Source organism: Paenibacillus sp. 2RAB27 (genome assembly GCF_052115445.1).
Lineage (GTDB): Bacteria > Bacillota > Bacilli > Paenibacillales > NBRC-103111 > Paenibacillus_E.
On sequence record NZ_JBFRGR010000004.1, the window covers coordinates 28345 to 42209 of the forward strand.

General features: G+C 49.1%; 7 protein-coding genes. All 7 read left to right on the top strand.

Annotated features, from left to right (window positions below):
* The first annotated feature begins 198 nt into the window (after window positions 1-198).
* On the top strand, window positions 199-3504 hold the full coding sequence (locus AB4114_RS07415) for a glycosyl hydrolase (RefSeq protein ID WP_441987879.1): 3306 nt from the start codon (window positions 199-201) through the stop codon (window positions 3502-3504).
* Window positions 3505-3511: 7 nt separating this feature from the next.
* Complete coding sequence (locus tag AB4114_RS07420) at window positions 3512-5044, top strand: sulfatase family protein (RefSeq protein ID WP_441987880.1); 1533 nt, start codon at window positions 3512-3514, stop codon at window positions 5042-5044.
* Window positions 5045-5373: 329 nt separating this feature from the next.
* A complete protein-coding gene (locus AB4114_RS07425) occupies window positions 5374-6342 on the top strand; it encodes an ABC transporter permease (RefSeq protein WP_441987881.1) in 969 nt (322 codons plus the stop codon).
* Window positions 6343-6397: 55 nt separating this feature from the next.
* Window positions 6398-7264: a carbohydrate ABC transporter permease gene (locus AB4114_RS07430; protein ID WP_056623712.1), complete on the top strand. Its 867-nt coding sequence runs from the start codon at window positions 6398-6400 to the stop codon at window positions 7262-7264.
* Between the two features lie 72 nt (window positions 7265-7336).
* Entirely contained in the window at window positions 7337-9697 is a 2361-nt protein-coding gene (locus AB4114_RS07435) for a helix-turn-helix domain-containing protein (protein ID WP_441987882.1), read from the top strand.
* 179 nt (window positions 9698-9876) lie between these two features.
* On the top strand, window positions 9877-11433 hold the full coding sequence (locus AB4114_RS07440) for an extracellular solute-binding protein (RefSeq protein WP_441987883.1): 1557 nt from the start codon (window positions 9877-9879) through the stop codon (window positions 11431-11433).
* A gap of 81 nt (window positions 11434-11514) precedes the next feature.
* Complete coding sequence (locus AB4114_RS07445) at window positions 11515-13689, top strand: glycoside hydrolase family 88/105 protein (RefSeq protein ID WP_441987884.1); 2175 nt, start codon at window positions 11515-11517, stop codon at window positions 13687-13689.
* The last annotated feature ends 176 nt before the right edge of the window (window positions 13690-13865 follow it).

Consider the following 13865-nt stretch of genomic DNA (forward strand, 5'->3'; position numbering starts at 1 on the left):
TTTTGTTTTTTTATCTCCATTTTGACGTCAGCCGACCGTGATTTATCTTGATTTCGCAAGGATGTGCAAACCCGACAAGATAGTTGCAGGCGGAAATGCACAGTGTCAAAATAGTGCGATTGTTAGGGCAAAGTGACTTCCTATATAGTGCTTATATAGAAGGAAGTAGTTATTCACTTATCAAGGAGATGAGCTTACATGGCCCAGTTTACGATGCAATCTTTTGCACAGCCGGAAGCGACTTACCGGATTCATCCGTTTTGGTTTTGGAATGGAGATATGAACGATGAACAGATTCGTTATCAGATCGATGAGATGGCGGACAAGGGGTTGGGGGGATTTTTCGTCTGTGCGAGACAGGGGCTTGAGGTACCTTACTTATCCGATGCCTGGTTTCAAAAAGTACGCGTAGCGGTTGAAGCGGCGGAGCGCCGCAATTTGCAGGTGTGGCTCTATGACGAGTACCCATATCCGAGCGGGATCGCGGGCGGTGAGGTGACGCTTGCGCACCCGGAAGCTAAACACTACACACTCGAGCATCGAGCAGAGCGGGTGCAAGGTGGAGAGCACTTGTCCATGGAGCTGCCGTGGGCGCGTATTTTATATGCAAAAGCGATTCCGCTCAGTCCGGAGGGCGCTAAGCTGTGGAATATGGCGATAGACGTCCGTTCGTCGATCGGGAACTTCCAGGCGGAGCCGATTTTTCAGAAAGCAGGCTTGACGGCTTACAACCAAAAGCGGTTCTTTACGTATCGCACCGTTCAGAAAATGGAATGGACGGCGCCTACAGGCGATTGGGAAGTGCTGATTATGCAGGAGAAGGAAATCGAAGATTTCAAATACTACGGTACGTTCGTCGATCCATGCAATCATGAAGCGATGGCAACATTTATTCGATTGACCCACGATAAGTACGCACAGCATCTGGGTGAATACTTTGGCGGTACGATTAAAGGCATGTTTACCGACGAGATCGGGCTGTTGGGCAAGTTGCCGTGGTCTCCGAGGCTGCCGCAATTTTTCCTGGAACGCAACGGCTATGATTTGCGGGAGCACCTTCATGCGCTGTTGTATGAAGAAGGGGAACAATCAGCCCGTATTCGTTATGATTACTATCAAGCTATTCATGAGCTGCTGCTCAGCACTTACCATAAACAGGTGCACGACTGGTGCGAACGGTACGGCTTGCAGTACGTGACCGAGGTGCCTTCTGTGCGGCATACGACACAGCGATACAGCCATGTGCCTGGAGGCGATACCGCACATGAGAAACTCGGACGTTCGCTGGATTGGATTTTGAATAACCAGGCGGAAAGCTTTCGCTCGAGTGCCAAAATGGTCAGCTCCATTGCCCGTCAATTCGGTCGTGAGCGCAATTTGATTGAGTGCTTCCATAGTGTGGGATGGTCGATGACGCTTCAGGATGCCAAGTGGATGATCGATCGTATGGCTGCGCAAGGCACGAATTTCTTTAACTTTCATGCCTTTTTCTATACGCTCGATGCATTAATGAAGCATGACGCGCCGCCGTCACAGTTCTTACAAAATCCGTATTGGCCGCATTTTAGACAACTCGGCGATTATGTCGGCCGGATCAGTTACGTCATGAGCTGCGGCGAAGCAGACATTCGAACAGCGGTGCTTCAGCCGACAACCTCGCTGTGGGCACACATGGGCAATCCCTTCCACCATTTTGATTACGGTGGCAATAACGCCGATGAGAAGCTTAAGCTTAGCGACTTGAAAGCGTGGTGGACACGCATTTGCAACGAGTTGACCTACAGTGGCAGGGATTACGACCATCTGGATACGGAACTGCTAGCGGAAGCCGTAGTAGAGAATGGTCAGATTCTGCTTGGCAATGCCAGCTATTCAATCGTGATTGTGCCGCCAATAACTAATTTGGAGAGCGGCGCATGGGCGAAGCTGGATGCATTCCTTGCGCAAGGCGGAACGGTCATCAGCATGGGGCAATTGCCGTACCACTCGATTGAAGTAAACGGCTGGGACGTAGCTTCAACGGCGAGTACTTTCGGTTTGCCACAGCCTGTCGCCGAGCTTTTCTGGAACGAAGGCGCCGAATCGGCCTTGTCGTGGTCCAAAGGCACAGGAAGCGCATATCACTTGCCGTTCGCGGCGTCGGCAGACGAAGCTGCGACGCTGGGCAGCATGACAGCGCTCCTCGAAGAGCTACAGCCGCTGGCTGTGAAACTGAACCCGGCATACGGCGGGCGCAGTATTCTTATGCAGACGCGCCGGATTGACGCGGACAGCTTCCTTGTTTTCATCAGCAATCAGGAAGAGGCGGAACGTGATTTGTCTTTACAAATTTCCACGGCTCTTTGGGAGGGGAATGACGTGAATGCCGCTCAGTTTACTGAGCTATCCTTAGATCGCGGTGACGAGGCACCTGTTGAGGCTGAGCTCTTCGTCAACGGCTGGACATTGCCGGCTCCGCTCGGCGCGTACGAATCCAGACTGTTCCGCATCACGCGCAGCAAAGCTCTTGCAGTCACAGAAAGCAAACCATGGACTTTCAAAATCGATACGTCCGACTCAACTTTATGGACGATGCAGACCGATGAAGATAATGCGGTACGTTTGGATGCTTTCCATCTATCCGTGCAAGGTGTAAACAGCTCGGAATTAGGTGCACAGGACGCACTTCCAAAGGTACAAGTGAAGACATTCATTGATCAGTGTGCCGACCTTGCTGATTCGACAAAACTGCCAGTGAACATGAGCCAGTTGTTTGGGACGCCGATGCGCATCCAGCTAGCGTACCCACTACAGGCGAACTATACGGCAACCTTTGTTATAGAGAAGCCGCTCGATCGGGTTCACCTAGTGATGGACCAAGGCGCGATCTCTGGTGAGGGATCGATTTTGATAAACGGCCATCGTCTCCATAAGTCGGATTTTATGCGACACAATGTGTATGACTTTATGAACGTGGGCAGCGAGATTACCGCTTATTTGAAGCCTGGTGTCAATGAAATTGCGGTAGAGGTTACGATTGAGCAGGATTGGAACGGCCTGATCGATGCGCTGTATGTAATAGGGAACTTCCAAACTGGCTTTGACGCGGAGCAACGTCCTATCTTGAAGCGTCCGGTTGTTCAGGTACAGCCGCTCGCTGCGAGTCCATACGCGGGTTATCCGTATTTTGCCGGAACCATGAGCTTTAAGCGTGAGCTGAAGCTTGAACGATTGCCAGTGGAAGAGAGTTTCGAACTTATGTTCGAAGGGCTGGACAGGGAGTTCCACGACGTGGCTGAAGTGCTGGTGAACGGTGTTTCCCTTGGCGCACGCACATGGATGCCCTACCACTTCCGTGGCCAGACATCCATGTTGACGGAAGGTATGAATCGTATTGAAGTGCGAGTGACCAATACGTTAATAGGTTTGCTGGAAGGGAAGTATTTCGATTATGCGAAACACGAACTGAAGCCGGTATACGCTGCTGAGCGCGTGCGATCATACCAGAGCCAGGAAGGGGAGTGAGACGTCTATGCCACACAACACAGAACATGCTGCGTCTAAACCTAACATTATTTTTTTCATGACGGATCAGCAACGCTGGGATTGTATCGGTACATACAACTCACATATCCATACACCGAATATCGACAAGTTGACTGCACAGGGCATCACTTATAGTCAGGCCGTATGCCAGGCACCAATGTGCGTGCCGAGTCGTACTTCAATGATGTTTGGCTATTATCCATCGCAGCTCGGGGTTCGAACTAATCATGGCGGTTTATATGATGAGGATAAGCTGCCAAGCGATCCGCTCCCGGAATTGATGCGCCAAGCGGGGTATCAAACTGCAGGCTTCGGGAAAACGCATTGGAATCACGGCGTGAAAACTGAGGTCCCATCCACGCGAGGCTTCGAGGTGCGGGCTATCGGGCTGTCCCGTGATAGTGGACATTACGAAGACGGCGCCGTCATGATGGGGGATGTCGATCCGGAGGGACTCGCTGCTTATTATGAAGAAACGAAAGACTACGGCGGTGGCGAGGAAAATTCGAAAGGCTACATCGGCTGCACGAGTCAAGTGCCGACGCCTTGGCACCGTGACGGCTGGGTGGCGGAGCAATGTTTGAATTTCATCGACGAGGGGCTGGATGAGTCGCGCCCGCTGTTTCTATATCTTTCCTTTCTAAAGCCGCATGCCGGCTTCAATGTGCCGAAGGAATTCGAGGATCTTTACGATTTGAACGACATCCCGGATATCGTTCAACCCCCTTGGGAGCTCGAGCAGGATACACATCTAGCCGCGACGGACGCTGTTAATGAGAGCAGTCAGATCAACTATTGGGAGAAGCGGCATGTCTGGGAAGCGATGACACCGGAGGAACGTAAGCGGACGACGCTTCGCTATTGGGCGAATTGTTCCTGGCTCGACGATTATTTGGGCCAAGCATTGGAAAAGTTAGAGCGGCAAGGGCGGCTGGACAATGCCCTGATTGTCTTCGTCTCCGACCATGGCGAGATGATGGGCGAACGGCAGCACCGCTTCAGCAAATACTGCTTGTACGAGAGCAGCGTACGTGTGCCGATGATCTTGGCCGGCAGCTATTTGCCGCAAGTGGCGCACGGCACGGTGGACGATCGTCCGGCTGAGTTGGTGGATCTCGTACCGACTTTGTCGAAGGTAGCGGGATTGCCACGTAATCCGCAGCTGCCCGGACTCGATTTACTAGGCGAGACCAAGCGTCTTGGGACTTTCTGCGAGTTTCATGGCAAAGGGACGGAACCGCATCATTCGGCTCCCGCTTTGATGTGGAGAAAGCAGGACTACAAGTTGATCATGTATATGCCAGGCACGCTTGGAGGGGCGATCGGCCGAATCGGCGAGTTCCAAGGGGAGCTTTACGATCTGGCTGCGGATCCGAATGAATGGCACAATGTATATGGCGATGAGAAGTATGCGGCGATCCGTGAACGGATGACCGGTGAGCTGCTTATGCATTTGGCCTGCGTCTGGTCCCGCGGCCCGGTCTTTTATGACCGGCATGGGCTTGCGGCGCTGGAGTAATCGTCTTTTTTGAACGTCTTGAATGAAAGAAGGGGCTGTCCCACACGTCAATGACGAGGGGGATTGCCCCTTTTCATTTGGACGGGAGCTCAGCGTTAAAGAGTGGCAGTCTCCAGCAGTATGGCCCTCCTTGCACGCCATTTTCCCCGTCATGACGCCATTCTTAGGCTACTGTACAATATTGTCTCAATCGGCAAAATAGTCGCAATCCCCATTCCAGTTGCGACAAAATTGCCATGTACCCAAACAATATTGTCTGATTGTAAACGGTATGAAACTAGTCTAAGTTGATAACATTCGATAACATAACTGGAAAGGGGAATGAGAGGATGGCAATGGTACAACCAGAATCTGCAGCATCCGGCAATTCTGCGAAATCCCGAACTGTTCGCAAGGGAGGTCTTTTACGGGATTTAAGGCGTGACAAATATTTATATGTACTGGCGTTGCCAGGTGTGTTGTTTTTTATAATTTTCAAATTTGTCCCGATGTGGGGCGTGGTGATTTCATTTCAGAACTTTTCTCCGTTTGCCGGCATTACCGGCAGCGAATGGGTGGGATTCGAGCACTTCCAACGGTTTTTCACCAATCCGGACTTTATGCTGCTCTTCCGTAATACGATGGCGATCAATCTGATGAATCTCGTCCTCTTTTTCCCGCTGCCGATCGTACTCTCGCTGCTCTTGAATGAGCTGCGGAGCGTGTTGTATCAACGGGTGATTCAATCGATCGTGTATATGCCGCATTTCTTGTCGTGGGTCATCATCTCTGGCTTAACATTCCTGTTATTTGCCAAGGGAGAAGGTTTGGTCAACAAAATGCTGGAAGGGTTAGGCTTTGCTAGAATGGACTTTTTAACGAATCCCAATACGTTTTGGGCCATGCTCACTGTTCAATCCATCTGGAAAGAATGTGGTTGGGGGACGATTCTGTTCCTGGCGGCGATGGCCAGCATTGATCCTGGGGTTTATGAAGCAGCCAAAATTGATGGAGCGGGACGTTTTCGCCAAATGTGGCACATTACGCTCCCGGCGATTCGCACGGTTATCATCACGCTGCTCATATTGCGGCTTGGACATATGTTAGATGTCGGTTTTGAACAGGTATTCCTGATGTACAATGGCGCTGTTTCGCAAGTGGCTGAAGTGTTCGATACGTATGTGTACCGGGTTGGGATTCAGCAAGGTGAGTTTAGCTACAGTACCGCTGCAGGTTTGTTTAAATCGATAGTCGGCTTAGTATTGGTTGTCATAGCGAATTGGATTTCTAAAAAGATGGGCGAAGAAGGCGTATATTAAACGTCACTTCTAATCGAAAGACGTAGCTATAGCAATGTCCTTAGGAGGGAATTATATGAAAGTAGGGCTGAGCAACCGGTTGTTTAACATAGCAAATATTGCTGTGCTGGGGCTGGTCGGTATCATCACTTTTTTTCCATTGTATTATGTGTTTGTCGTTTCTTTTACCGACCCGACGGAATATCTGAAAGAAAGCTTCGTGCTTTTCCCAAAGACGTGGTCGCTGGAATCGTATAAATTTCTAATGGCGACGGGCGCTTTCCCGAGATCGATCGGTGTGAGCGTCTACGTAACCCTTGTCGGTACGGCATTGAGTTTGGTCGTTACCGCTTCATTGGCGTATACTTTGTCTAGAAAAAGGCTTCGCGGAAGACGATTCGCTCTGCTTGCGATTCTCATCACCATTTTGTTTAATCCCGGTATGATCCCGAACTACATGTTGGTTCGTGAGCTGCACCTGATTGACAGCTTATGGTCGTTGATTTTACCGGCACTTGCCAGTGGCTGGAATGTGATTTTGATGAAAGGCTTTTTTGACAGCATCCCCGCTGAGCTGGAGGAGTCCGCTTCGATGGACGGGTGTAACGATCTGTCGACGTTTTTCCGGATCATTTTACCGCTGTCACTTCCTTCGTTGGCCGCATTCGGATTATTTTACGCAGTCGCGTACTGGAACCAGTTCTTTAATGCACTGATTTATATTAACGATGCAAGCAAATGGCCGCTTCAGGTTATGCTGCAAAACATTTTGCTCAATGCCAATAATGCGGACCTCCGGATGGATGTCTCTAGTGTTCCGCCTCCATCTGAAACGTTAAAAATGGCAGCAGTGATCGTCGCGACGGTTCCGATCTTGCTGGTTTATCCTTTCTTGCAAAAGCATTTTGCCAAAGGGGCTATGGTAGGCTCGGTCAAGGGGTAGCAGCCTGAGGGGAGGGATTCCAGTCCAAGATGTCGAAGCGTGTAGAATATTAGTGATTGGAAGGTGAACATCTTGGCTGGAATCTTCAAACATGCACTCGGCTATATTCAGAAATATAAATATAACAAGCGGTTTTTCCGGAAGAGCCTTGTCATGATTCTGATTATGGCAAGTATTCCTGGATTGATTATCGGTCTGAGCATTTATTGGATCGCAACGAAGAACGTGGAAAAAGAACTGCAAGGGCTCCACCAGAACCAAATTTCTAATCGGGCGGCCAATATTGACGATCAGCTCGCATTTCTGGAAATGACAGTATCACACTGGGCGTTCGATTCCAAGTTCGATGAGAAGCTGAAAACGATTAATTTTGCTTATAATTACGATACGGTTCAGGATATGTACCGAACCCTCTTGTCGCTGGAGAGCTCACATCCTTTTCTGCAAAAGGTGGAGTTGTTTCTGGACAAGCCGCGTCCGCTTGTGTTCTCAACGGAACGATACACATTTCTCAGCAATCAGTCCGACATCGAAAATTATGAAAACTTGCTCCAACATGATAAGTCGATGTTCTGGATGTTACGGAAGCCGCAAGGAACAGGTAAGCAGGGCCTTGCCATTATAAATAAAATCCCCGGCGACAGCACCGAACCCTTCGGTGCTCTTGTTGCCACATTGAATCAGGATAAACTGCTGAAGGTGTTGAAAACGTTGACTCCCTATGATGAGGGGGTCACAATGCTGTTCAACGAGAAAGACGAATGGAATTTATCAAGCAGCGGACCCGGAGGATCGGAATTAGATCTCGCGCTCAAAGAGGCCTATGCGAAGCATCAAACGGAGCTTGGCGAAGCGGCAGTGAAAGATGCGAAACCGGAATCATTTTTATTTGATTACAACAAGGTTTCGTACTCGGTTTCTTACGGTCATTTTAATCGGTTGGGTCAAAAATGGGTTTATATCTCTGCTGCGCCGCTATCGTCCATTACCGCGCCGGTCATTGCTATTTCCAAATGGATCTTGGTGATTAGCGTCTCAGGTCTGCTTTTTGCATTGCTCCTTTCGTGGTTCGTATCCCGCCGGATCTATCATCCCGTGCAGCGTTTGATGACGCTGTTGTCTGGTGAAAAGAACGATGAGGTGAAAGACGAATTCGCCATGATTGAGAAACATTGGCAGCATATGTCCAGAGAGAGCGAAACGATGCGTCATAAGCTTGAGGAGCAAATGCCGCTTTTGCGTGAAGGCTTCTTCTTGCAACTGGCACAGGGTTACTTGATTTCCCTGCAAGAGAACGACATGAAGGAACGGATGAAGCGATATGGTTGGGAAACGGAGGATCGTCAATTTGTTGCGTTGGTGTTTCAATTGACGGGTTTCGCAAACCTAGAGGGAAGGTTCTCTCAGGGGGATGAGAGCCTCGTAACTTTCGCTGCGTCCAACATTATCGATGAGTTGATTAGGAGCCAATATGAGCAGGCAGAGATTATTAATTTCCATAATTTTTCAATTGGCGTCCTGCTCTCCTTTCCGTTATCTCATCCGTCGACATGGCTCGAGGACGATTTGGAGCAGGTGTGCCAAGAGATCATTCGGGCCATTAATGGGATTCTAAAAATGCAGGTTACCATATCGATCAGTAAATGGGTCCACACCGTGAAACAAATTCCACATTTGTTCGAGGAAGTGAAGCAAGCGTTGGTCTATCGGGATCTGCTCGATGAGAATCAGATTATTAAGACGGAACAGCTTTCCAAGTTAAACGTTTATAAGGAAACGGGCTATCCCTTCACCTTGGATAAAGAAATTATTAATGCGATCCGCAACGGCCAGGAATCAGGTGCCATCGACCTTATCGCTCAGTTCATGAAGGAGTTGGCTGCCAATGGTTCTACGGAATTCATGCTTCAGCAAGGCATGCTTCAGCTTCTGGGGAGCATCCGCTACGCATCCCTGCAATCCGGGATGAATCCGGTGCAGTTGTTCGGCAGCGTGAACTTGTTCGAGCAGTTGGCGCAGATTAAAGAGCCAGAAGAAATGCTCAAGTGGTTCCAGCACAAAGTGATCGGTGTTTTCGTGCAGGAGATGATTTCCCGGCAGGATTATCACTTCAAACAAATCATTGAACAGGTCATCGTTCATTTGCGCGAGCAGTACATGACGCAGCTGTCGCTGGAATCGTGCGCAGATTTATTTGGCACCAGTCCATATACATTAAGCCGGGCATTCAAGCAGATCACAGGCATTAATTTCATCGATTTCTTGACGAACATTCGAATCAGCAACGCCAAGTCGCTGCTTATTGAAACCGATATGAAAATCAATGAAGTCGCCGATGCCATAGGCTATCAGCACAGTTATTTTAACCGGCTATTTAAAAAGTACGAAGGCATTACACCAAGTCAGTTTCGCGAGCTAAACCGCACGGAATAAGGGTTTTCTGGCTTTATGCATCGATGTGCAAGTTGCAAGATAGTCCTAAACCTGCTGAAATGGCCGTACAAAAAAGTCCGATTGTCGATCAAAGCGGAATGTACTAATGTCTACCTTGTGCTCTGTTGGAGCGATTGATACGAAGAAGTTCAGAAGTTCATAACAAGGGAGGATCACTCATGAAAGTAAGAAAAAGCAAAAAAGTTGTCCTAGGTTCCATGGTTCTTATGTTGGCGATTTCTAGTCTCGTTGCAGCATGCGGAAATAAGAGTACGACAGGAAACAGCGCAGCAGGCGGGAAAGAAGCACCGCTAGACGTCAGCATCATGACGATCTTGCTTACGCCGTCTCCGGCAGCAGATGATAACAAGATTAAGCAGGAGATTGAGAAAGCCACGAACTCTAAAATGAAAATTCAATGGGTGTCTGGCAACAACTATACAGATAAGCTGAATGTGACGCTGGCTTCCGGCGATATTCCGGATTTGATTACGATTAACGATCCGTTCACGCCAGTGTTCCGCAACGCGGTAACGCAAGGTGCTTTCTGGGATTTGACTCCCTATATCAAAGATTACCCTAACTTGAGTTCCAAGGTTTCCAAAACAGCCTGGGATTTGACTAAAATGCAGGATGGCAAAAATTACGGCATTCCGCGTCCGCGTCCAGCTGAAGCTGATTCTTTCTTCATTATTCGCAAGGATTGGCTCGACAATCTGGGACTTAAAGTGCCGACAACAACTGACGAACTGTACGACGTTATGAAAGCCTTTGCGGAGAAAGACCCTGATAAAAACGGCAAAAATGATACGACTCCGCTAGCAGCCTTTATGACACCTCCAGCCGATATGGGCACGCTGGCTACAATCGAGAACAGCTTTACTGGCGCGAACGTGAAGAACGACAAGTGGAAATTAGTTGACGGGAAAATTGTAAATACAGCGCTGCTGCCGGAAACTCGCAAGTCCATTGAATATTTGACTAAAATGTACAAAGATAAGCTGCTTCCGGAAGACTTCGCATCATTGAAGCTTTCCCAGGCCTCTGATTTGTTTAACGGCGGTAAAGCAGGCATCATCATGGATAAAGCGGGTACGATGAACGATCACTATGAACTGCTCAAAAAAATCGATCCGAATATGAAGCCGACTGATTTCTATCCATTGACCAACATGAATGGCTACAATCCGAAAGGTCCTGGTTTTTCCGGGATGGTTTCTATTCCGAAATCCGTACCTGAAGCTAAAATGAAGCGCATCTTGAAAATGGTAGATACGTGGATGAACGACGATGTGTTCGCGATTCAACAGTACGGTATCGAAGGTGTGGATCATACGGTCAAGGATGGTCAAAAAGTGATCAACACCGAGCAATTGGCGAAAGATAACGGTCCTGACTTTAACCAAATCGTCTATGTCGCGGATCCTTATGCGAGCTCCACGAAGGTATATTTCCCGAAAGAAGCCAACGATTTGTTCATGAAAATTCAAGACGAACGTGCCAAAACAAGTGTCGCCGATATCAGTATCGGTCTATACTCGCCGACGGCGCAAAAGCTGTTGCCTGAATTTGAGAAAAAGGTGCAAGATTTGAAAACGAAGATTATTCTTGGCCGCGAGCCGATTACGGCTTGGGATGATTTCGTTACCAAAGCGAAAGCAGATGCAGATTTGGCGAAAATGAGCCAAGAAATGACGGAAGCTTATCAAAAACGCAGCGGCGGCGCTGCAAAATAAGATCTTGTTGTGCGAATGAATTCTAGCAAGGGGCGGGGAGACTCCGCCTCTTTATTTATTGAAACGGGAGAGGAAGCGACCATGACGGAGCGTTACATCGACATCAACGAAAGCATTTTTACGAAATGCGGAGACCGTGTAAGCGAAATTTTAGCTACAGTAGCTGACAGATATGTAGGAAACAACCCGCCTCATCCGATGGCATACCGGGCTTTTTGTGCCAACGGGATTAGGAAGAACCACGATTACAGTTATGATTTTAATTTCGTAAAACGGTTCCCCGAACTGCAGAACGGACAGACCGTCTATGCATGGTCGCAATATTGGAGTGATGTGGAAACGCCGCTCAATTTCATTTTGCATTGCTACGGACCGCTCATGTTGTATGCGAACGGGCAGCCCATTTATAAAGCGAATATCGCAGACGAACTAAATCCGAAACGAAGAACGGTCGTTACGATTCCGATGCATAAAGGCTGGAATCACTTGGTGTTCCAGTTTACCAAAACGGAAGCGGGCTGCGGAGGCTCTCTAGGGCCAGGTTCCTATAAGAGTAATCCGGTGCATTTCCTGGCACCTTCACCCGAGCGATTCGGCCACGAAGGTTGGATCTACTCTGCGCCGCAGGATCATGTTTGGAGCGAGCTTCCCGGCGAGGGAAGCTCGGAGGCTGATCACGGCGTCGCTTGGTATCCGAAGTTGGCGTGGAGCGATGACGAGCAGGCGAAGACCTCTGTTGCACGCATCTTCGGAGAACTGAACGGCAAGTATGCAATGGCTTGGACGAAGCTGCGTTCATTCTCGTCTGAACTGCGGAAGGTTGAATTAAGCGGTCATGCGGAAGGAAGCATTGCGATTTATGTGGATGGGAAACTGCAAACCCGAATCGACCAAGCAGGCGCTTTCCGTGTTGAACTGCAGGTAGCGTACGGAGAGCATAACCTTGTCATGCAATGCTTTGGAACGAATGGGGGCGCAGGCTTTCGTCTGGATCCGCTTTCGGTTGGCGTTCAGCTCGTGGAACCATATCCTGTACATGGTGCTAAGGATGCTTGGCTATATTTGGGTCCGTTCCTTGCAGATGAAACCATCCCTGATGTTGAGAATTCGCTCCTTGCCTTGGTGGAGACGCAGGAGGGCGGAACGTTCTGGCGGCTGGATCAGCCGAACACGTGGGTGCGACCGTTCACGGAGAATGCGTTGTTTGGCAAGTGGAACTATCCGCTTGGCGTAACGCTGTATGGGATGCTCCAAACCGGGAAGCTGCTTGGTCGTGTCGATTTGCTGCAGTATGTGTATAAGCATATTGAAACATGCACGCGGCTGTACACTTATGCCAATTGGGATAAAGCGCAATATGGCGCTTCGGGTGTGCTGAACACACTAGCTACCCTGGACAGCCTGGATGACTGCGGCTCGTTCGGTGCAACGATGCTGCTTGCGCTGCAAGATCAGCCGCTTCAAGGCGCTGAGCGGATTGCGGATGTGATCGGGGATTATATTAGCAACAGACAGGATCGGCTGCCTGATGGTTCCCTGTACCGGAGGCCGAAGCATGTTGATTTCCCGAATGCGACGTTGTGGTGCGACGACTTGTACATGAGCGTGCCGTACTTGTGCCGCTGCTACCAGCGGACTGGAGAAATTAATTATCTGGAGGATGCAGCCAACCAATTTATCCAGTTCAAGAAGAAATTATACATCCCTGAGCTGCAAATCATGTCTCACGTTTATGACTTTGGTATCGACAAGCCGACGAAGATTGCTTGGGGCCGCGGCAATGGCTGGGTCATTTTCTCCTTATCGGAATTGCTGGCTGTGCTGCCGGAAAGTCATGAGCAACGGGGCGAACTGCTGCAGTTCTTTAATGAATTGAGCGAAGGCTACTTGCGTCTGCAAGGGGAAAACGGCCTGTGGCACCAAGTGCTGACGGAGCCGGCTTCATATGAAGAAACCTCGTGCACCTCGATGTTTTTGTATGCTTATGCGCGCGCTGTAAGATATGGCTGGATAACAGATACAGAGAAGTATATCGCAGCGATCTATAAGGGCTGGAACGGCATGGCCCGCGTCTCTATCGATAAGTTCGGCAATGTGTATGGTGTGTGCCGCGGTTCAGGTTACTCATACAGTGTTGGTTATTATAAGGACGATCTCTCATGGCTGCTTAACGATACGCATGGTATCGGCATTGTTTTGCTAGCTGGCATTGAAGTGCTGCAGTTGGAACGACATTTGGTAGCAGGGGAGGTCTAGGTAAAACTGAATATACGATAAGTGAAGCTGGCCTTACGAGAAATCGTGGGGCTAGTTTTTAATTCTAGTCAAGGTAAATAGCAAGAGACCTTTGAACAAACTTAGATTCCATCTTGTTCATTTTTTGTTTATCCGACATTTGTATAATAATCCCGATTACTGTCGAAAAGTTTCGT

Excerpts from the sequence above, each read along its gene's own strand:
- AB4114_RS07415 (WP_441987879.1), top strand. The coding sequence starts at position 199 with ATGGCCCAGTTTACGATGCAATCTTTTGCACAGCCGGAAGCGACTTAC.
- AB4114_RS07420 (WP_441987880.1), top strand. The coding sequence starts at position 3,512 with ATGCCACACAACACAGAACATGCTGCGTCTAAACCTAACATTATTTTT.
- AB4114_RS07425 (WP_441987881.1), top strand. The coding sequence starts at position 5,374 with ATGGCAATGGTACAACCAGAATCTGCAGCATCCGGCAATTCTGCGAAA.
- AB4114_RS07430 (WP_056623712.1), top strand. The coding sequence starts at position 6,398 with ATGAAAGTAGGGCTGAGCAACCGGTTGTTTAACATAGCAAATATTGCT.
- AB4114_RS07440 (WP_441987883.1), top strand. The coding sequence starts at position 9,877 with ATGAAAGTAAGAAAAAGCAAAAAAGTTGTCCTAGGTTCCATGGTTCTT.
- AB4114_RS07445 (WP_441987884.1), top strand. The coding sequence starts at position 11,515 with ATGACGGAGCGTTACATCGACATCAACGAAAGCATTTTTACGAAATGC.